Annotated in this window: 18 protein-coding genes; 7 read left to right on the top strand and 11 right to left on the bottom strand. The window is 38.5% G+C overall.

What is annotated here, in order from left to right; all coding sequences use genetic code 11:
• Position 1: 1 nt before the first annotated feature.
• The 4 genes from yqeC to HMPREF0874_RS07965 are packed head-to-tail and all read right to left on the bottom strand — an operon-like array spanning position 2 to position 4,333.
• Positions 2 to 760: a selenium cofactor biosynthesis protein YqeC gene (gene yqeC, locus HMPREF0874_RS07950; protein WP_008602936.1), complete on the bottom strand. Its 759-nt coding sequence runs from the start codon at positions 758 to 760 to the stop codon at positions 2 to 4.
• A gap of 41 nt (positions 761 to 801) precedes the next feature.
• Positions 802 to 3,099: a xanthine dehydrogenase family protein molybdopterin-binding subunit gene (locus HMPREF0874_RS07955; RefSeq protein WP_008602938.1), complete on the bottom strand. Its 2,298-nt coding sequence runs from the start codon at positions 3,097 to 3,099 to the stop codon at positions 802 to 804.
• Complete coding sequence (locus HMPREF0874_RS07960) at positions 3,099 to 3,551, bottom strand: (2Fe-2S)-binding protein (protein ID WP_004693892.1); 453 nt, start codon at positions 3,549 to 3,551, stop codon at positions 3,099 to 3,101. The genes HMPREF0874_RS07955 and HMPREF0874_RS07960 overlap by 1 nt, the downstream gene beginning before the upstream one ends.
• Positions 3,551 to 4,333, bottom strand: a complete 783-nt coding sequence (locus HMPREF0874_RS07965; protein WP_008602942.1) for a xanthine dehydrogenase family protein subunit M — start codon at positions 4,331 to 4,333, stop codon at positions 3,551 to 3,553. Before HMPREF0874_RS07965 ends, HMPREF0874_RS07960 begins: the two co-directional genes overlap by 1 nt.
• A gap of 155 nt (positions 4,334 to 4,488) precedes the next feature.
• Between HMPREF0874_RS07965 and HMPREF0874_RS07970 the strand changes: the two genes are divergently transcribed.
• Complete coding sequence (locus HMPREF0874_RS07970; RefSeq protein ID WP_008602944.1) at positions 4,489 to 5,373, top strand: epoxyqueuosine reductase; 885 nt, start codon at positions 4,489 to 4,491, stop codon at positions 5,371 to 5,373.
• 194 nt (positions 5,374 to 5,567) lie between these two features.
• On the opposite strand, the gene yfbR is transcribed toward HMPREF0874_RS07970, so the two are convergent.
• The 3 genes from yfbR to HMPREF0874_RS07985 are packed head-to-tail and all read right to left on the bottom strand — an operon-like array spanning position 5,568 to position 7,996.
• A complete protein-coding gene (gene yfbR / locus HMPREF0874_RS07975) occupies positions 5,568 to 6,158 on the bottom strand; it encodes a 5'-deoxynucleotidase (RefSeq protein WP_039965374.1) in 591 nt (196 codons plus the stop codon).
• A 25-nt stretch (positions 6,159 to 6,183) separates the two neighbouring features.
• Positions 6,184 to 7,041, bottom strand: a complete 858-nt coding sequence (locus tag HMPREF0874_RS07980; RefSeq protein ID WP_050760780.1) for a D-alanyl-D-alanine carboxypeptidase family protein — start codon at positions 7,039 to 7,041, stop codon at positions 6,184 to 6,186.
• A gap of 25 nt (positions 7,042 to 7,066) precedes the next feature.
• The gene (locus HMPREF0874_RS07985) at positions 7,067 to 7,996 is read right to left on the bottom strand and encodes a mechanosensitive ion channel family protein (RefSeq protein ID WP_008602951.1); all 930 of its coding nucleotides are present in this window, start codon (positions 7,994 to 7,996) and stop codon (positions 7,067 to 7,069) included.
• A gap of 175 nt (positions 7,997 to 8,171) precedes the next feature.
• Here HMPREF0874_RS07985 and HMPREF0874_RS07990 point away from each other — a divergent pair, with 175 nt between their 5' ends.
• On the top strand, positions 8,172 to 8,948 hold the full coding sequence (locus HMPREF0874_RS07990) for an adenosylcobinamide amidohydrolase (RefSeq protein WP_004697710.1): 777 nt from the start codon (positions 8,172 to 8,174) through the stop codon (positions 8,946 to 8,948).
• Between the two features lie 275 nt (positions 8,949 to 9,223).
• Here HMPREF0874_RS07990 and HMPREF0874_RS07995 read toward each other — a convergent pair whose 3' ends face one another.
• The 3 genes from HMPREF0874_RS07995 to HMPREF0874_RS08005 are packed head-to-tail and all read right to left on the bottom strand — an operon-like array spanning position 9,224 to position 12,467.
• Positions 9,224 to 10,201, bottom strand: coding sequence for an asparaginase (locus HMPREF0874_RS07995; protein ID WP_039965375.1), 978 nt, complete (start codon positions 10,199 to 10,201; stop codon positions 9,224 to 9,226).
• Positions 10,202 to 10,239: 38 nt separating this feature from the next.
• Positions 10,240 to 11,007: an NAD(+) synthase gene (gene nadE, locus HMPREF0874_RS08000; protein WP_008602956.1), complete on the bottom strand. Its 768-nt coding sequence runs from the start codon at positions 11,005 to 11,007 to the stop codon at positions 10,240 to 10,242.
• An 8-nt stretch (positions 11,008 to 11,015) separates the two neighbouring features.
• Complete coding sequence (locus HMPREF0874_RS08005) at positions 11,016 to 12,467, bottom strand: nicotinate phosphoribosyltransferase (RefSeq protein WP_008602957.1); 1,452 nt, start codon at positions 12,465 to 12,467, stop codon at positions 11,016 to 11,018.
• 301 nt (positions 12,468 to 12,768) lie between these two features.
• Between HMPREF0874_RS08005 and HMPREF0874_RS08010 the strand changes: the two genes are divergently transcribed.
• From HMPREF0874_RS08010 to HMPREF0874_RS08025, 4 genes are all read left to right on the top strand, one after another.
• Positions 12,769 to 14,217: an aminoacyl-histidine dipeptidase gene (locus tag HMPREF0874_RS08010; RefSeq protein ID WP_008602959.1), complete on the top strand. Its 1,449-nt coding sequence runs from the start codon at positions 12,769 to 12,771 to the stop codon at positions 14,215 to 14,217.
• A gap of 424 nt (positions 14,218 to 14,641) precedes the next feature.
• Entirely contained in the window at positions 14,642 to 15,511 is an 870-nt protein-coding gene (locus HMPREF0874_RS08015; RefSeq protein ID WP_008602960.1) for a GTP-binding protein, read from the top strand.
• Positions 15,508 to 17,043: a permease gene (locus HMPREF0874_RS08020; RefSeq protein WP_021147704.1), complete on the top strand. Its 1,536-nt coding sequence runs from the start codon at positions 15,508 to 15,510 to the stop codon at positions 17,041 to 17,043. Before HMPREF0874_RS08015 ends, HMPREF0874_RS08020 begins: the two co-directional genes overlap by 4 nt.
• Positions 17,044 to 17,101: 58 nt before the next feature.
• The gene (locus tag HMPREF0874_RS08025) at positions 17,102 to 17,866 is read left to right on the top strand and encodes a TIGR03943 family protein (RefSeq protein ID WP_008602964.1); all 765 of its coding nucleotides are present in this window, start codon (positions 17,102 to 17,104) and stop codon (positions 17,864 to 17,866) included.
• 186 nt (positions 17,867 to 18,052) lie between these two features.
• Here the strand turns inward: HMPREF0874_RS08025 and HMPREF0874_RS08030 are convergent, their stop codons facing one another.
• Complete coding sequence (locus tag HMPREF0874_RS08030) at positions 18,053 to 18,619, bottom strand: biotin transporter BioY (protein ID WP_008602966.1); 567 nt, start codon at positions 18,617 to 18,619, stop codon at positions 18,053 to 18,055.
• A gap of 394 nt (positions 18,620 to 19,013) precedes the next feature.
• Here HMPREF0874_RS08030 and HMPREF0874_RS08035 point away from each other — a divergent pair, with 394 nt between their 5' ends.
• Positions 19,014 to 19,601, top strand: coding sequence for a PepSY domain-containing protein (locus HMPREF0874_RS08035; RefSeq protein WP_008602968.1), 588 nt, complete (start codon positions 19,014 to 19,016; stop codon positions 19,599 to 19,601).
• Positions 19,602 to 20,081 lie beyond the last annotated feature (480 nt).

Raw genomic sequence — 20,081 nt, forward strand, 5'->3', positions numbered from 1 at the left:
CCTACCGACATTGAATAATGCGACGGATTTCACAACTTGCTTTATATCCATCAGCCAAAATGATAGCCGTAATATCACTATCAACAATATGATCAATAAAATCATCGATAATGCGATGTTGCACTGTTTCATAACCAGTACAGAATAATATTTTCTTACCTCTACTGTATTGGAATAAACCTTGCCTATGTAAAACAAGATCAGCCAACATACGAGGAGTTACAATAGCCCCCATATCGCGTTTTACAATATCTTGAACAAGCTCGATATTATGTACGTGCTCATCATCTAATGGGGCCCCTAGCATTTGTAGATTCACGAGGCCAATCGTAGTCTTTGTAAGAGATGGAATGACAGGTTCGGTCGTCTTAGGTGCCTTGAGCCATTTTTCCTTCGCCCCATCTGCTTCTACAACAATTTGCCAATTGGGATGTAACTTGGATAAACCATCGATAAGATCACAATCTAAGGAGTCTACTTTTGTTCCTGTAATTCCAGCGAACCACGCACCACAATAGCCATGTAAAAGTCGGTCAGTACAATACTCATCAGCTTCATTAATATTATGAGTATAAATCGGTTCATAATGAGCCACCTGAGACTCATAAAGTCGAGTCGTAGTCGTAACTACGATGGGCTGACCTTTCAGCCGTCCATATTCTACTAGTTTTGAAAGCACAGTCGTTTTACCGCCTGCCCCAACAAGGGCAACGATTCCCGGCTGAATCAATCGATTCCAATAGGATGTTTGTGATGTCATAGAACCAGGCCTCCTTAGAAAGTAAAAGGAACTAGAAATCTCTATACTTTATATTTCTCGTCCATAGCCATAAATACCTTCTCAGGTGTCATAGGTAATGTACGAATATCCGCACCAACTGCATTTTTAATGGCATGTTGAATAGCAGGGCACCCCGTATTGATGACAACCTCACCAATAGATTTTGCTCCGAAACCACCTGTAGGCTCGTAAGATTCTACAAAGTCTGTATGTAATTCACCAATATCCTGACGGGTTGGGATTTTATAAGTCATAAGATTGTTTGTTTCCAAGCGACCATTGCTTGAATAGCGTACATCTTCATATAAAGCCATGCCGATAGCTTGTACCACACCACCCTCAACTTGAACACGAGCCAATTTAGGATTGATAACAGTACCACAATCAACACAAGAGTAGAAATGAAGAGGAATAACCTTACCTGTTTGTTTATCTACCTTCACCTCAGCAATAGATGCCATAAATGGAGGTGGGGACGTATGACTGCCCCATGTAGCAAAACCAGACAATTGCTCCGCATTAACACCAACTAATAATTTTGGTGCCAATTGATGGATATCCATTGTTTTAGCACCATCTTTTGTGGTAGCTACAACGCCGTCAAAGTCAACGTTTTCAACGTCAGTTTCAAAGAATTGAGCGAATTTAGCAATAATCTTAGTGCGCAATTCTTCTGCCGCCATCTTAGCAGCAGTACCTGTTACATAGGTTGTACTAGATGCGTAAGACCCTGGATCGAATGGTACGATATCTGTATCTGATTCAATAACAGTCATATATTCCATAGGACAGCCGATTACTTCACAGGCCATTTGAGTCAATACGGTATTAGACCCCATGCCCATATCAGAAGACCCAGTATACAATGTATAATTACCATCGTCACCAAGGCGAATTTCAACGGATGCCACATCGATATTTGCGACACCAGAGCCTTGTAATGCTAAAGCCATGCCAAGTCCACCGCGGTAGCGCTCATCGATATCCCAAGAATGAGGGCGTTCATCCCAACGAGCCATTTCTTTTACGCGATTTACAGTATCTTGGAAAAGACCAGAATCAAGATATTCATCTGGAGCATATACTAAGCTTTGTTCACCTTCCGCTATTAAGTTCTTCTGACGTAATTCAGCTGGATCAATCCCCATCTTATCAGCTAACTGGTTTACTGCACATTCTAATGGCCACAATGCTTCTGTTGCACCATATCCACGGAAAGCACCACCCGGAGTTTGATTAGTATACACACCTTCTGTACCATAATGAACAGCAGTCGCTTTGTTGTACAAAGGTACAGATTTATGTTCGCCAGCCGTTGTAGTAGTGAAGCAATGAGTTGCATGTGCACCAGCGGCTGTGATGGAGTCCATATCAATAACTTTAATAATGCCATCTTTTGTAGCACCTACGCGGATTTTCCATTCACGAGCATGACGTGTAGTAGAGCACGTTTGTGCTTCTGTACGATCGTATAAGAGATAACAAGGTTTTTTCAATGTCCACGCTACAAAGGCCGTCATAATTTCTGTACAAGCCGTTTGTTTAGAGCCGAAACCGCCGCCGATACGAGGCTTAATAACACGGACTTTTGTGGCCGGAATACCGAGTGCACGAGCGATGTGACGGCGTACATGGAATACGATTTGCGTCGAGGATACGATAACTACACGACCTAGCGCATCTATATATCCAAAGCTTTGGAATGGTTCCATCGCTGTTTGGCGTGTGGCCTGGTCAAAGTATGTGCCTTCTGCCACGTAATCACATTTAGCAAGTTCTGCTTCCACATCTCCTACCCGTTTGTGATAGGATACGCAAATATTGCGTTTGTAATCTTGTCCTACAGGGATATTATTGTGAATATCATCTTCAGGATGTACTATAGTTTCATGGTCGATAGCAGTGTGCATATCAAGTACAGGTTTCTGTACTTCGTATTCAATCTTGATAAGCGGCATTGCTTTAAGCGCTGTAGCCTCATCTTTTGCTACGATAAGAGCTACTTCGTCTCCAACATAACGAACTACAGGGTCCAAGATGAGTGCATCATAAGCGGATGGCTCTGGATATGTTTGACCTGCTAATGTGAATCGCGTATTAGGCACATCTTCATAAGTAAAAATAGCTTCTACGCCAGGAATCAATTTGGCTTTAGATGTATCAATAGATTTGATGCGCGCCTGAGCATGAGGGCTACGAAGAGCCTTAATAACGAGCGCATCTTTGGGAACAAAATCGCCAGTATAAGACGGCTTACCAGACAAAATACCTTTTGAGTCAACTTTGTCATAAGATTTACCAATATGCTTGTTCATCATTATAGGCCTCCTTCTAAGAATTTACGAACTCCTCGAAGTTGTGATTCATAACCAGTACAGCGACATAAGTTACCTATGAGGTATTCGCGAATCTCATCATCGCTAGCCTTTGGATTTTTGCGTTTCAAATTAATAGCACTCATCATCATGCCAGTTGTACAAAAGCCACACTGATCTGCGCCTTCACTTGCGATACAAGCCGCTAATAATTCAGCTTCCTCTTGTAAGCCTTCTAATGTAGTAATTTTATGTCCTGGCGCACGAAATGTAGGGTATGCACAGGACAAAATAATTTCGTCATCCACCCATACAGTGCAAAGGCCACAGTTTGTAGTATCACAGCCACAGCGGACACTGTAATAGCCAAGATTACGCAATGTGTCTAGCAACATCTCATCAGTTGGCACATTAACAGTTACATTTTTGTTATTAATATTAAGTACGAGTTCCATTATTGTGCCACCTCCTTAGCTAAGCGTTGAACCATTGCTTTTACCATTTCCATGCGATATTCTTTGGACGCATGAGAGTTAGATTGATACACTAGTTCTTCAGATGCCAATTGACCTGCTTCTTTTGCGGCAGATAATCCTTTTTCTGAAAGCAAGGCACTTGCTTTAACAGCTAATTGAGGTACACCAGGTCTTGTACCGATATACAATTCAACGCCTTTTTCATCATGACGAAGAGCACCTGTCAATAACGGGAAATCACCACGAGAAATGCGAAGGGCTTCAACAGCTACAGCTACATCTACTTTAGGGATGCGAATTTCCACGAGAATATCACGTTCTCTATAAGTCATATAATCTTGCATGGACATACGACCGCCTTTGAAGGTAACGATGTCTGCATGCACTGCCAATAGCGCAGGGATGATATCAGAGAAGCCAAACTTACTTGCTACAGAACCGCCCATGGTAGCAGTATTTCTAAATTGAACGCCAAGAATCTCCTTAACGCCTTTAACTACGGCACCGCCGCAGAATTGTTGTAAAGGCTCAAAGCGTTCCACATCTCCTTGTGTCGCCATAGCGCCAATTACAAACTCCTTATCTTCTTCACGAACATAACGCAAATCAAGACTCGCCATATCAATCACTGATGGCCAAGTTCGTCGTCCTAGACGCAGCCAACAGCCGCCTGCTAGCATAGGAGCAGTTTTGTTCTTTGTGGCTAATTCATAAGCCTCTTCCACCGTCTTCGGTTGTAATACTTTCATAAATGCTAACATAATCTGTCCTCTCAATGGTATACTAATACTAACAGAATTACGGTGCTAACTATAAAAATACAGTTCTCACCAAACTACAAACTTAACAAAAAACTATAGAATCTCGTGCATTTCTTATACTTTTATTTTACCAATTATTTACCACTAAATCTACGATGAAAGATATAAATTTACAGGAAATTTGCAAAGAATTACATATTTATGAATTTGGAATTGCCTCATGGCCACTACCTGAACAGGCCAAAACTATTTTATTTGAAAGCAACCCCTGCCCCTTCACTACGGCAGATGTGGAGGCAAGACTACTAGGAACGACTCAGTTTATACCAAAAAGTGCCATCGTTTGTCTATTCCCGTACCATGTACAACACAAAGGCCATGCCAATCTATCGCGCTATACATGGTCAACAGATTATCACCTGGTCATTAATGAATATTTAGAACGTCTTATTGAAAGATTACAAATAATTGATGACTCGGCTCAGTTCTCCATTCATTGCGACACCTCTCCTTTAGCAGATCGGTATATGGCCTACTTAGCAGGCCTTGGCTTTTACGGAAAGAACAACTGTTTTATCAGCCCTAAATGGGGTTCTTATGTCGTTATTGGTACGATTTTAACAACACTAGAACTCAAACCAAATGCCCCTCTTGAGCAGTCCTGTATAGGATGCAATCGTTGTATTACAGCATGCTTAGGCCAATGTTTGGGCCATGACGAATTTAAATTCGCGACTTGTAAAAGCTACTTAACTCAGAAAAAAGGAGAACTTACCGATGAAGAGGAACAGATTCTCGCTAAAACACCACTCGTATTTGGTTGTGATGTGTGCCAAGAGGTGTGTCCTCATAACAAAGATATTCCAACTACGCCCATCCCAGAATTCCAACAGATAGAACCGTATATCAATATAAACGAACTAGAAACACTAACGAACAAAGAATTCAAAGCAAAATACGGTCATCGAGCCTTCTCGTGGCGAGGTAAAAAAATACTAATGAGAAATCAAGAGATTATAGATAGAAAAAATAAACTATAATATTCAATAAAGCATAATAATTAACAAATACGCTTATAATAATTATTATTAAACAAACTAACAAAATTTGATAAAGCATTAGCAACATAATCTACAAATCTTTAAAATCAAAAAGAGACGGCCCAAATGAACTATACCTTCAAAATTGTGTGCAAATTTTGGGGTACAGTTCAAGAAGTCGTCTCTTTTAATAGTTATTTAATTTCGTAATAGTTCAACTCATCCAAGCTCTTACCAAGAGCAGGGATATATAATTCAATAAACATATCTACCTCAGGCATATTTAGAGTTTTCAACTTAGCTAAGATAGAGTCATGTGCCTCTTTAAACTCATCATTTCCTGCCTTGAGCTCTTTGACGCATTTCATATAGGCTGAAATTGTATCGGCAGCCTTAACAATAGGCCATTCTGGACTAGCCTCTGCATCAACAAGTATAGGCTTATAAACAGATTGTAACCGGTCTGGCAAGGTTGATAGCATTTTTTCTTGCGCCAAAGTTTCAACCTCACCATACAGTTCACGCAACTTTGGATCAAAATACTTGATTGGTGTCGGCATATCTCCTGTAAAGATTTCACTCACCTCATGATACATGGCTATGACAGCTACCTTATTAATATCTACATTTCCACCGAAGTATTCATTTTTTATAGCTCCCAAATTGTGGGCTACCATGGCCACTTCAAGGCTATGTTCTTGAATATTTTCTATTTCCGTATTTCGCATGAGGCTCCATCGATTGATAAAGCGCATGCGTTTTAAAAATGCAAAAAATGAACTCATATATCCCCCATTGCACAATAGGTCCTTAAATTACCCCACGGAGTTTAAAGCCATAATCAAGGAATTGCACCGCTTCATCCCAACGGTTATCATCGTTTAACATGACTACAATCATAGTATGACCCTTACGTGTGGCAGACGCAATCAAACATTCTCCTGCTGCATTTGTAAAACCTGTTTTCAAGCCATTTGCACCAGGATATTTGTTGCGAATGAAGTGGTTTGTAGTACGAATTGTTTCTGGTGCGCGGTTTTGGTACGGCACCTTGTAGTAATCATTGGCAACCTTGTCACGGAACATTTGGTATTTCATACCGTACGCGGCAATCATCGCTAAATCACGAGCCGTAGAATGGTGACCCTTTTGTGTTAATCCATGAGGATTCAAGAACACACTATTCTTTGCCCCCGCTTTTGCAGCAATGCGAGTCATATCTTTAGCAAATTTATCCACAGAACCACTTACATTTTCGGCTACTACAATGGCCGCATCATTACCACTAGCAACCATCATACCTTCAAGAACACCTTCCAATGTAATCTGATCGCCTACGCGAACCCCAAGGTTTGATTCTTCCATGCTCGTTGCATAGCTACTTATAGTAGCTAATTCATCAAGCTGTGTGCCCTTTAATTCTAAGGCAGTTAACAAGGTGACCATTTTTGTAGTACTAGCTGGATGCATCCACTTATCTGGGTTCTTTGCAAATAAAATTTCTTTTGTATCTGCATCAATTAGGACTACGGCCTCACCAACAGTAGAAGGAGGTGTAATGTATGCAGCTTGAGCAACACTAGCACCTATAAATATGATTCCTATAAAAGTTATGGCCAATACCAATTTCTTATAAAACATATGAATATTCGTCGTTAAAAGTGTCATCACTCTCGTTCTACCTTCCAGTATCTTAACTTTCAAGACTATCATCTAGTGCTACATTTGTAGTAGTTGCTTTCTTTTTTGTCCCTTTAATTTCACCTGTCGATGTATCTACATTTTGAATATATACTACACGTTGAGGATATGGAATATCGATACCATATTTATCAAAGGCATCTTTTACATCAGACATGATGCTATATTGAACATCGAGAAAATCATTCGACTTAACACGAGCATAAGCAGCAATTCGTACAGAATTATCTCCAAATTCAGAAATACCTATTTCCATATTCTTCGGATTAAGGACACGTTTATCTGCTGCAAAAATATTTTTTAAGATTTTTATTGCCTCATGATGATCATTATTATAACCAATGTCAAACGTAAATGGGATAACCCGTTCTGTAGTATAAACAATATTAGTTACAGCTTGGGATGTAAGAAGAGAGTTAGGAATGTATACATTCTTTTGATCTTTTGTAGTAATAACTGTATACATAAATTGGATTGATTTAACACTGCCGACTACATCACCCACCTGAATAACGTGACCCGCTCTAAAAGGTTTGAAGATAAGAATCAATAAACCAGATGCTAAGTTAGAAAGGTTATTCTGTAAGGCGAGACCAATACCTAAACCAAAAGCACCAAAAGCAGCTATAAAGGATGTTGTAGGAATACCGATTTGGTTTAAGCAAATCAATACTAACCCTACTAGCAAGGCATAATTAATAATTTGAGTGATAAAGCTCATCGCTGCTGAGTCATAGGAAGCTTTTGTCATAATGCGAACGGCAAAAGCTTTTACCCATTTAATAGCATATCGCCCTATCCAAAATAAAATTAGTGCTAATAAAATATTTCCAGCTTGTGCAAAAAACCAGTCCCTTATTTGAATTAATATATTAGCGTCTTTAAAAAGAAATTCAGAAACAGCACTTAAGAAATTAGCCATAGTAACCATCCATAATATAAATCTAAACAATCACAAATATCTATCACAACATAATAGCAATATAATAACGGTAAATATATATGCTATAATTTTACATATGCATTTGCAATACGATAATAAAGATATTATATCTTTATATTCCATATATAACAATCATAAAACTAGGGAGACTTACATGTTCAAAAATCTATACGAAGCACCCCAAGAGCTCGCTACTGGAGGCTATGTAACTAGAGAGTTACACTCCGTTACGGTACACTTTGACGATATCCACTATTCTCTTTCGAGCGGACAATTAAATGGTGGCTATCACCATACGCTAGCGGTACGCAACCAACAGCTAACATATCAAATCGAAACAGAAAAAGATTTACCCGGTGGCTCTGTAGCCGATTATTTGGCTCAAGAATTTGAACATATTGATACTCCTGTTCATTTTAGTACAGCACTTCTCACGTCTGCCACAATGCATCTACACGCCTATGCCAAAGTTGAAGAACATGATACTATTGTGGAAACTATCGTGACTGCAGGCTATGAAAAAACGGCACATCGCGCAGGTACAGGCTATTGTTACGAAGAGCGGGATGGAGACTTCATAGTGCCAGGCACAATCAATATCCTCGTATTTACAAATAAAGCTTTAACAGATAGCGCTATGGTAAAAGCTGTTATGACAATTACCGAAGCAAAAACCGCAGCCCTTCAAGATTGGAATGTTGAAAGCGTACGCCTCCATCCGTTTATTAATGAAGATATTCCTGATGCAATTACAAAAGAACGAAAAACATCTGCCACAGGTACCTCTACAGATGGTATCATTCTCACCATTGATACAAATGGAGATATCTTAACAGATGCTGGTTCCTTTTCACTATTTGGAGACACCTTAGCCAAGGCCGTCTATGTAGGCGTACAAAGAGCACTAGAAAATGCTATCGGCGCTGAATAATCCTATTTTGTAATATACAAAAATATCTAGAATAATACCCCAAAAATTATCATTCAATACCCCACTCATATATGAAAAATATAATACAAATGAAAAACCGCACATCCTAGGCGATCGGAATGTGCGGTTTATTGCATATAAAACTGTTACATATAGTATAATTTTTGAAAATGAATATCAAATTAAAATTTGAAATATTTTCTCAAATTTTTCAAATTAATTATTAGATTCAAAGAATTATTATGTTTCATATGTTCCATGAGTATTATGTGCCTTTAATATTCATGGAAGAATTGTTGTAACTTTTTAAGATTTTTAGTTTTTGTAAGCCCTAGCATCAATAGAATACGAGCTTTTTGTGGACTTAAAGTATCACATACGAGATAGTTTGCCAGTGCATCTTGTGGCACTGCAGATACCATGCCACTACCAGTACGAGAAGCACGTACCGTTGGAAATTTTGCATTCTGTGTAATCTGACGTACATTTTGTGGAATTGTACCATGACCAAGCCCTGTTAAGATCAAACCGTCAGGATTTGTAGCAACTACACTCATAGGCACCATATCATCCATACCACCGTAGCAAGTCATTATAACTACACGAGGCAACTCAGATAATTTACTCACATCAAATACAGAGTCTTGCGTATGGCGTCGAGTAGACGCTTTATAATAGTGGGCAATACCATCTTGTACAATACCAAGATGTCCCACTAATGGACTATCAAAAGTCGCTACATTAGTAGTGTTGCATTTAGATACATCCCTTGCCCCATCAATGTAGCCATTTAATACGACTACCACACCTTTACCTACAGACGATGGCGTCCTCGCTACTTGGATTGCTTGCAATAAATTAATTGGCCCGTCTGCACTAATAGCACCTGCAGGTCTCATAGATCCAGTAATAACAATTGGCTTGTCTGTATGAACTGTCAGATTCAGAAAATATGCTGTCTCCTCCATGCTATCTGTGCCATGAGTAATGACAACACCACCGATATCATCTCGGTTAACCAATTTTTGCACCAACTTAGAAAGTTCTAACCAGTGATTTACGGTAATATCGGAGCTTTCAATATTACTAAACTGAGCATATGTATAAGGACCATACGGTTTTGTGCCAGGTACAGAGGCTAAAATTTCGTCAAGGCCTAACACCCCTGCCGTATAACCTGTTAAATCCGTATTTGAAGTACCTTTTCCAGCAATAGTTCCTCCAGTACCAATCAAAGCGATTTTTGTCTCCATATTGCCTCCACTATAAATCAAGATTTTCACCCTATCAATTAAAGGTTTGGGTCAAATGACGGCATCAACTCTAATTTATGCTTATTAATTCGATTCAGATAATCGATTCGCTCTTTTGTTGCTTGATCTTCAATTTTCCCAGTTCTAATATAATGATCCAATATAGCATAGGTAAATCCTAATTTATCCTCATCGGACTGACCGCTGAGACCATCACTTGGCACCTTATCAACTAGGTGCAATGGAATATCAAGAAGTTTTCCTATTTGACGAACTTCTTCTACTACGAGTTGTGCGAGAGGGCTAAAATCACCTGCACTATCTCCGTATTTTGTAGAGTATCCTACGTAGTCTTCAGATCCATTACAAGTATTTGCTACACGAGCACCATTTGGTAAATTTTGTCCTATTGCATAGAGAGTTGCCATCCGGAGACGAGGCGGGGTATTAATGGCAGCATCTTTAGATAAATCGGCTCTCCCCGTTACAGCATCATACCCCTTAGCCTGAACGATAGCATGAGTTAGCGCCTCATAGGCAGCACCAATATTGACCGTCATGTGCGGAATTCCTAAATGATTTACCACTGTCTGAGCATCATCAATATCCGATTGCACTCCATTTGGCATAAGAACACCAACTACGCGATCTGCACCGAGAGCTTCTTTGCAAAGAGCTGCCACGATAGTCGAGTCCTTACCACCTGAAATACCAACTACAGCACTACAGTTAGGACCATTTTTACCAAAATAATCTCGAATCCATTGAATGAGGGCATCCTTTGTAGCTTGTGGATTTTCTAACATAGGCCCTCCTACTTTTTCCGATAAATACGGTTCAATAAATCCATCTTCAATTGATAGTAGCTAGGACTCATATCAAGGTAGTGACGATGTGGATTTTCAAAGCGTTGCTCTTCAGGCCAAATTTCATTAGCTAATTGATCTTGCACATATGCTCGAATTTCCTCTAGGGTTGGTAAGTTCACAACTAATTTACCATCCTTGATAATAAGCTGCTTCATCTCTTTAAAAGTACAATTTTCAAAATATAATTCACGCCAAGGTTGCTCAGGATCGATATAACGATATGGTTCCTCTGTATCAGGTACCTCTCTCAACAATGTTAATAGATCTGCAATCGCACGACCTTTATCATTATAAACACGATATACCTTTTTAAGACCTGGATTAGTAATTTTTTCTACACTTTCAGAAATCTTGATACGAGGTTCCCACATACCATCTTTCTCGATGCTAGCAATTTTATATACCGCACCAAATACGGGGTCACTCTTAGAGGTAATGAGGCGTTCCCCTACACCAAAAATATCAATAGGGCCACCTTGTATGAGCAAAGATGTGATTGTATACTCATCTAGACTATTAGATGCCATGATTTTACAATCTTCTAAGCCTGCATCATCTAGCATGCGCCGCGCTTTTTTCGCCAAATACGCAAGGTCACCAGAATCTAGGCGAATTCCTTTTAAGCGTTTCCCCATTGGCTCTAATACATCCTTTGCTACCTTAATAGCATTGGGCACGCCAGAGTTTAACACATCATAAGTATCAACTAGGAATACTGCATTATCTGGATACACTTCGGCATAGGCTTTAAAAGCATCGTATTCAGAACCATAGTACATAACCCAGCTATGTGCCATGGTCCCGCTGACAGGAATGCCAAATTGTTGCCCTGCTAAAACGGTTGCAGTGGACTGAACACCACCAATGTAAGCGGCTCTTGCACCATATACAGCAGCGTCTACATTATGTGCACGACGAGCACCAAAGTCAGCCACAATACGCCCATCCGCAGCGCGAACAATGCGATTAGCTTTTGTGGCGATAAGGGATTGATGGTTCATCATAGTAAGCACTGCAGTTTCTATGATTTGTGCATCTATGAGAGGCGCCACAATTGTAATTACAGGTTCATTAGGATAGATGATAGAACCTTCTGGGAAGGCATATACATCACCAGTGAAAGAGAAATCTTTTAAATAAGCTAAAAATTCTTCACTAAAAATACCCTGACTCCGTAAATAAGAGATATCACTTTCATCAAAGTGTAAATTTAAAATGTACTCAACGATTTGTTCGAGACCACCAAAAATAGCAAAACCGCCCTTGTCTGGATTACGTCTAAAAAAAACATCAAATGCGACGCGATCCACATTTTTTAATTTTGTAAAGTAGCCATGTGCCATAGTCATCTCATAAAAATCCATAAGCATGCTAATATTGCGGCTTTCATGTTGCATTAGTTCACCAACCTTCTAAGATCTATAGAAATTTAGTTAATTGTTATTCGTTATTCGTATACCCTCATTATACAATATTATTCCTATATAGCTAGCACCTAGCATAAGCTATCCTAATAATCTTTATTGTGATATAACTATATATATACAACAATAATTTATATAGTTCGTATGTATGAAAGAAGCTAGTCTAGACTGTAAAACAAGCGACCATTACGCCATAATATTTTATTTTATATTGTTTTAAAAGCTTTCAATAATACATACATATCTATTTTACATGAGAATGAAAGGTACCATTATGGAAACAATCGTTCAAGCAAAACGCGTATTAGAAATTTTTAAAGAAATGAGCCAAATCCCTCGTGAGTCCGGCAATGAAAAAGGCATCAGCGATTACATCGTGAACTTTGCTAAAAATTTAGGTCTTGAAGTTCATCAAGACGAAATCTTTAATGTAGTTATCAAAAAAGCTGCATCTCCAGGTTATGAAAACCGTCCATCCATCATTTTACAAGGTCATATTGATATGGTTTGTGTTAAAGACCATGACTCTAACCACGACTTCTCTAAAGATCCAATTGCCAATATCATCGAAGGCGAATGGATGCACGCAGACCATACAACATTAGGTGCCGATAATGGCATGGGCGCTGCTATGATGCTTGCTCTCCTTGAAGATGAAAGCCAACAACATGGACCAATGCAATTATTATTCACTACCAACGAAGAAACTGGTATGGATGGTGCCTTTGCCATTAAAGAAGGTCAAGTAACTGGTGACTACTTACTCAACCTGGATACAGAGGTAGAACATGACTTCACCGTTAGTTGTGCTGGCGGTTGCCACGTACATGTAAAAATTCCATTGTTACGCGATAACAATCAACTAGGCTATGATGCGGGCTTATCCATTACAGTAACCGGCCTTAAAGGGGGGCACTCTGGCATCGAAATCAACGAGCAACGAGCCAATGCAAACCAAGTGTTAACCCGTGTACTCTATGATATTCAACAACAATATCCTATTAGCTTAGCGTCTTTTGAAGGTGGCGTAAAACATAATGCAATTCCGTCTAAGGCAGTAGCTGTACTATCCGTACGCTCTGAAGATGTGGCAGCCATTAAAACATTGCTCGCATACCAAGAAAAACAATACCAACACGAATATAGCGTACAGGATCCAGGCCTTACATTTGTAGTTGAAGATGTTCCTACTCCTGAAATAGTATATGCAGAAGACACAACAGAAGCACTTATTACATATATCTATCTTGCACAAGATGGGGTTCATTCTGTAAGTAAGTCTATCCCAAACCTTGTAGAAACATCTAATAATATTGCTATCGTACGTGAAAATCAACATACCATTGAAATACTCATTTCTATTCGTAGTTCCAATAGCAATAGTCTTGAATTCTTAACGAAAAAAATGATGCTTCTTGCAAAAGCACTTGGCGTAGCTGCAGAGCGTACAGGTGGATATCCAGCATGGGAATACGACAAAGGCTCAAAATTGGAAGAACAAGCGATTTCCTTGCATAACGAAATGTTCGATACACCAGCTAATGTAAATGCTATTCACGCAGGTCTCGAATGTGGTTTGTTAAAAGGCGTATTGCCAAATACACAAATGATTAGCTTTGGGCCTACTATCGTAAGTCCTCATACACCATCAGAACGCGTTCATTTACCTTCTGTTGAAAATGTATATGTGTACCTCAAAGCATTATTAGCAAAATTACAATAAAATAAATAATTACTATATTTTTGATGTATAATTTGTTATACTATAAGCAAATAACACATCAAGTTACGAGACCCATGTAATAGTGACTCTCCAACCCTCCTACAAGTAATTCAGCCATCTCTCCAACTGAATTATCTTGTAGGAGGGATTTTTTTCATAAAAATTTTTCAACTACATAAATAAATATTTATTCATACAGGAGTATTCTTTCATATATGAACAACATGGAATGCATCGTTTTATTTATAAATAATTATGAATATCAACTACATGTGCCAGTATACTCATATATAGTATATAATCTATAAATTTCAGAGAAGGCTGTTAAACTCTGATAAACTTGCTAGTTTCCATATACCCCATAGAGTATTTTCTGTGTTATCCTATAGGTGTATACTGTGTTTACATTACGCAGGAGGTATATATGATTCCAATAGTTATCATATCCGGATTTCTAGGTTCTGGAAAAACAACATTCTTACAACATATACTAAAAGAACATACATCGAAAGATAAAATTCTTATTATAGAAAACGATTTTGGTGAAACTAGCCTCGATGCTGCTAATCTTGCAAAAACAGGGGCCACAGTCCGTGAAGTAACATCTGGCTGTATTTGCTGTAGCTTACAAGGAAATTTCCAACAAGCACTACTTGATATTCTGCAAAATTACAAAATCGATATGATCTACATCGAGCCATCAGGTGTTAGCAAGCTCAGTGAAATCATCCATACTTGTAACGACGAGGACATTGCAAAATCTGCTTACATTCACGCATCAATAACGACTGTCGATGCTATGCAAGCACCAATGTTTATCAAAAATTTTGGTCTTTTCTTCAAGGATCAAATCACTCATAGTGATGCGATTTTTTTGAGCCATACAGAAGATATTCAACAGACAAGCATTACAAAACGTATGATTCGCGACCTCGCGCCACATACACCAATTCATGAAGAAGCATGGGATACCATTGGTTTGCGTGATTACATCAAGCGCCTGTATCATTGTCATGATGATCACTGCTTACACGATGAACATTTATTTATGAGTCATACCTTTAAGGATTTGCGCACCCTTAGTCTTGCACAATGGAAAACCATTTTAGAAGGCATGCCTGATACAGTGCTTCGTGCCAAAGGGATTGTACCAACCACGGAAGGTCCTCACGAACTCCAATACGGCACTCATTACTGTTCGCTTTCACCTAGTGAAACTAATGACTATAGTTTAGTCGTTATCGGCACAGATTTTAATGTACCAATGGTACATAACGAAGTGTGTCAATCATGATACCAGTTTATATCGTTACAGGGTTTATTGGATCCGGTAAAAGCACGTTCATAAACGAACAATTACAATACCGTAAAAAGCTAGGCGGTACCGCAATAATCAGCGCCGAAGAAGGCAGTGAACCTCTCATCAAAGAGCCCTTACAACTCAATGCGGATGAACTCAGTGCCATTGTTCCTAGCGATATCAAGTCTTACGAATTGATAGCCTGTAAAATCGGGGATTATTTAAAACGACTACAGCCAAAAGAGCTATGGATTGAGTGGAATGGCATGGTAAGCTTTCATCAACTAGAAGCCTTACTATATAGCGATATATTAAGCCACCTATTACAAGTAGAAAAGGTATTGTATATTTGTACCGATCAATTTGTCTCAACCATACTCCCTGGTTTAGGTAATGATGTAATGAGTCAATTGTATAGTGCAGATTGTATTATCACAGAATCCAATACACATCACGCTTTACTACGTACCTACAACGGAGAGGCTAAAATTATAACAGCTCCTACACCAGAAAAAGTAGAACAACTGTGCCGGAATTCCACATGGGGACTCATTCCTAATCTATTAGTTATTGGTATTACAACCTATATACTGTTGGTCACAGCTTTTCGCCATGACATCCCCTATTCCATTCACCAATGCTTCGCCATAATCACGGGCCTCATCATCGAGGCCATTCCATTCCTTTTATTAGGCACGGTAGGCTCAACGATTATTCGCTATTTCGTACCACAACGAGTATTACTAAAACTGTTAGGTGACCATTCTTTGAAAAGCTATGGGGCTGCTATGGTCAGTGGCTTTGCCTTGCCAATTTGTGACTGTGCCATCATCCCCTTATTCAAGGCGCTAATAGATCGAGGCATCCCTTTATCAGTAGCTCTTTTATTTATGCTCGCTAGCCCGATTATCAACCCTATCACCATTCTTTCTACATGGTATGCGTTTCCTGACAATCCCATGCTCTCCGTATGGCGTATCGTTTTAGGACTAGGTGTTGCCTTGTTAGTAGCCCTATCGTTCCGATTTTGGCCTCCAGCCACATCTATTTTGAAAGCAAGAACACCACAGAATCTTAGCTACGAAGAAATCGTTTTAGAAACAACTAAAACTAAACATATCGATAAAAAAAGATTGTTAGTCCATATGGAACGAGAGTTTTCTCAACTCTTATTCTATTTTTCCATGGCGGCAACTGTACTATCTATAGTTCAAGTGTATGGCAAGCCTTGGCTTCTCAACGCAGGATTAACCTTGCCAGAATTTACAGCCATTCCAATTTTGCTGATGTTAGCATTCTTCTTTTCAATCTGCTCTACATCAGATGCCATCATCGGTAAATCCTTGAGCACCTTATTTCCTATTAGTTCCGTAATGGGCTTTCTCATCTTAGGTCCGATGTTAGATATCAAAAACGTATATATATTAAAACAATATATGCCTACCTCATTTATCATACGATTAAGTATAACGATTGCCGTTATGTCCTATATAGCAGCATTAGTATTCAAATTCTTTCTTAGCTAATTTACAAATTTTTATAATCATTATCTCAGTTCTTAATTAATTAAAAGGAGATGATTTCATGACATTAGGACTGAAAGATCGCTTTTCTATCGTGAAAGGTCTATTGTATCTCATCTTAGGTATCTGTTGTATTTACCTCATTGTGACAGGTCGTTATTTGAACTATATTGCACCTCGTTATGAACTTTTACTAGGTATTAGTGGCGTTGCCCTTATTTTAGGCGGTTTAGCGACGATTATTTGGGCTCCGTCAAAATACTACAAACATAACTGGAAATCTATCGTTCCAATTATTATTCCTATTATGTTGCTCATCGTTCCTCCTGTTCTTGTACCATCAACAGGCGTTCATGGTGCCGCTCGTGTAAACGATGATACTAACAATTTTGACTTTACAAACGATGCTATTGGAGAGGTTGTCACCGTTAACAGTGAAAGTAAAGAGCCAGGAATTTCCAAGGACAAAAAAGAAATCGTTTTGAACTCAGACAATTTCTATCAAACCATTGTAAAAGTTGGATCTAATGCGGATCAATATAAAGACTACACAGTTTATATGACAGGCTATGTGAACCGCGAAGATAATACATTAAAATCTAACGAATTTACTATTTCTCGTATGGCTATGGCTTGTTGTATTGCTGACGTTGCCCCTATTGGCATGACAGCCTATAAAACAGATGGTGATAGCTTACAAAATGAACAATGGGTATCGATTGAAGGAAAGGTTTCTACGCGAGACTTCCACGGTCGTAAACAACCATATGTAGAGATTACAAAAATCAAATCTGCAGAACCTATATTAGGCTATGTATACCCTTAAGAATTACATAAAAAACGAGGCTTAACGCCTCGTTTTTAATAGGAATGATTCTGTTAAATAAAATAACCTATATTTTATAATTCAATGTCTATATGAATCTACAACAAATTGATGCCTTATAATAATTATAATAATTATTATACTTATTCTAGTTATTCTAATTATAATAGTTATTAAAACGTTCTATTAGTGCTGTAATTCTTTAATAATTCTCTTGCCAAGAGATGCTGCTACAGCGCACAAGAAAATGTCTGGGCCAACTGGGATTAGGAAGCAAGTAATAATGACAGCTTCCACACCAATCGGCTTACCTAAATACAGATTCATAATAAAGTATAGGTACACCATGCCAAGACCATATACAATAAATAGATTTAATATGGATCCGGCTAGCAAACGTTTGAACGATAGTGTATCCATTGTCTCTGCAATGCGTCCTACTGCATACGCACCAACCATAAAGCCAATTAAATAACCAAAGGTAGGTTGCAAAATATAACTAGGACCTCCACCAGATGTAAAAATAGGAACCCCAACAAGGCCTAGTACAATATAAATGCCAACACTAGCGGCACCTAAACGACTACCTAAAACAATGCCCGCTAATGTAGTAAATAAGATTTGCAATGTAAACGGACAATTCGGTAATGGGACCCGTATGAAAGCACCAACCGCGATTAGCGCCACAAAGAGTGCTGTCATCGTTAACTGACGGGTGGTAATGCGAGTTTGTTTTGATACAGTAGAGCTCATGGTATACCTCCATTCATAACAGACCTAAGCAGGAATTTGTGCTATCAATGGAGAATAAAAGTCCAAGATAACACGGAAACAAACTACTAACTATCTAAATTAAAGCACTTGTATTTTTAATTGTCAACTATAATGGTTGACTTTTAGTTTACTATATAGTCTAATACTATATATACTATGTTTTTAGTACTTTTTAATTTTGACTATAGCTAATAGTTATTATCAATAGTTCATAATAACTAAAAGATATACTCATCTTCATACAAAAATCATCTAATTTCACCTTATTTTCATACAATAATATTAAATTATACATAAGTAGATTGAGTAAAATCTACTTTCACAAAATCGTAACTAAACGAAAATTATAATTTGGTATCAGGAGGCATTGCTTATGAAAAATGTTAAGAAAGTATCCAAAGTACTATGTGCATTTGGCGTTAGTACAGTATTATTAGCAGGTGTAGTTGGTGCAGCTAGCAACCATGGTTACAACAACCATAGCAACTGGAATGGTGTTGGTAGCGTTGCTCCATCCGCACAAGCTAACTATTCTGTTGACTATATGGGCGCTGTTACAGTATTCCAACAACAATTCCCTGGCGCTACTGTAAAATCTATTTCCTATGATGCAAAACATAATCCTTACTATGAAGTAGAAGGTTATTATGGCAACCGTGAAGTAGAGCTTAAAGTAGACGAAGCATCTGGTCAAATCGTTGGTAAAGAAGTAAAAGGTTACTCCAAAGCTTCTAAAACAATTAACGTTCAAAACATCATCATTCCTGAAGTAGCTGAAACAAAAGCTATGGAAAAAGTTGGTTCTGATTTCCAAACTATGGATTGGACTGTTGAACGTGAAAACGGCAGAGTTGTATATGAATTTGATATGACAACTGGCGGCGGTAAAAATGCTGAAGTTAAAGTAGACGCTACATCCGGCAAAGTTATTAGCGCTAAAGTTAAAAACACAAAATACTAAGATTTTCATTTCATCAAGTGAAACCCTATCCTAACCCACTTAGATGACACACTACACATATAACACACATACTATACACACTGTATTCTTTGGATACACTCTCTAACACACTCTCAGAGAGCCCGTAACACTAACCACGGGCTCCCTAACATCCTATCTCACACAATAGGAAAACGGTCTGTGCACACACCACAGACCAAACGTTACACACACTATACTCCCTTAAAGACCTTGGATCATTAAATCCAAGGTCTTTTTATGCCCATTCTATCAAGGTTGTATTACACCTACACAACATTTCATTCTTATAAAGACAACAACACACTAATAACAAAAAAGCCTCCCAGTGGGAGGCCTTTTGCATAAGTTTTATAGGTTTGATAGTTATGTGTTCTATTTCTTAAGCAAAGTTCAGCTTGAGGATATCATTTGTAAGTTTTGAAGGTTTGATCTATAGTTTTCCAAACAAGAGGTACGAAA

The organism is Veillonella sp. 6_1_27 (assembly GCF_000163735.1).
Taxonomy (GTDB): Bacteria; Bacillota; Negativicutes; order Veillonellales; family Veillonellaceae; genus Veillonella; species Veillonella parvula_A.

What these genes read in the sequence shown, in the direction of transcription:
- HMPREF0874_RS08025 (WP_008602964.1), top strand. Translation starts at nt 17,102, where the DNA reads ATGACATTAGGACTGAAAGATCGCTTTTCTATCGTGAAAGGTCTATTG.
- HMPREF0874_RS07995 (WP_039965375.1), bottom strand. Translation starts at nt 10,201, where the DNA reads ATGGAGACAAAAATCGCTTTGATTGGTACTGGAGGAACTATTGCTGGA.
- HMPREF0874_RS07965 (WP_008602942.1), bottom strand. Translation starts at nt 4,333, where the DNA reads ATGTTAGCATTTATGAAAGTATTACAACCGAAGACGGTGGAAGAGGCT.
- HMPREF0874_RS08015 (WP_008602960.1), top strand. Translation starts at nt 14,642, where the DNA reads ATGATTCCAATAGTTATCATATCCGGATTTCTAGGTTCTGGAAAAACA.
- HMPREF0874_RS08030 (WP_008602966.1), bottom strand. Translation starts at nt 18,619, where the DNA reads ATGAGCTCTACTGTATCAAAACAAACTCGCATTACCACCCGTCAGTTA.
- HMPREF0874_RS07960 (WP_004693892.1), bottom strand. Translation starts at nt 3,551, where the DNA reads ATGGAACTCGTACTTAATATTAATAACAAAAATGTAACTGTTAATGTG.
- HMPREF0874_RS08010 (WP_008602959.1), top strand. Translation starts at nt 12,769, where the DNA reads ATGGAAACAATCGTTCAAGCAAAACGCGTATTAGAAATTTTTAAAGAA.
- HMPREF0874_RS07955 (WP_008602938.1), bottom strand. Translation starts at nt 3,099, where the DNA reads ATGATGAACAAGCATATTGGTAAATCTTATGACAAAGTTGACTCAAAA.
- HMPREF0874_RS07980 (WP_050760780.1), bottom strand. Translation starts at nt 7,041, where the DNA reads ATGACACTTTTAACGACGAATATTCATATGTTTTATAAGAAATTGGTA.
- HMPREF0874_RS08020 (WP_021147704.1), top strand. Translation starts at nt 15,508, where the DNA reads ATGATACCAGTTTATATCGTTACAGGGTTTATTGGATCCGGTAAAAGC.
- HMPREF0874_RS07990 (WP_004697710.1), top strand. Translation starts at nt 8,172, where the DNA reads ATGTTCAAAAATCTATACGAAGCACCCCAAGAGCTCGCTACTGGAGGC.
- HMPREF0874_RS08035 (WP_008602968.1), top strand. Translation starts at nt 19,014, where the DNA reads ATGAAAAATGTTAAGAAAGTATCCAAAGTACTATGTGCATTTGGCGTT.
- yqeC (WP_008602936.1), bottom strand. Translation starts at nt 760, where the DNA reads ATGACATCACAAACATCCTATTGGAATCGATTGATTCAGCCGGGAATC.
- HMPREF0874_RS07970 (WP_008602944.1), top strand. Translation starts at nt 4,489, where the DNA reads ATGAAAGATATAAATTTACAGGAAATTTGCAAAGAATTACATATTTAT.
- yfbR (WP_039965374.1), bottom strand. Translation starts at nt 6,158, where the DNA reads ATGAGTTCATTTTTTGCATTTTTAAAACGCATGCGCTTTATCAATCGA.
- HMPREF0874_RS08005 (WP_008602957.1), bottom strand. Translation starts at nt 12,467, where the DNA reads ATGCAACATGAAAGCCGCAATATTAGCATGCTTATGGATTTTTATGAG.
- HMPREF0874_RS07985 (WP_008602951.1), bottom strand. Translation starts at nt 7,996, where the DNA reads ATGGCTAATTTCTTAAGTGCTGTTTCTGAATTTCTTTTTAAAGACGCT.
- nadE (WP_008602956.1), bottom strand. Translation starts at nt 11,007, where the DNA reads ATGTTAGAAAATCCACAAGCTACAAAGGATGCCCTCATTCAATGGATT.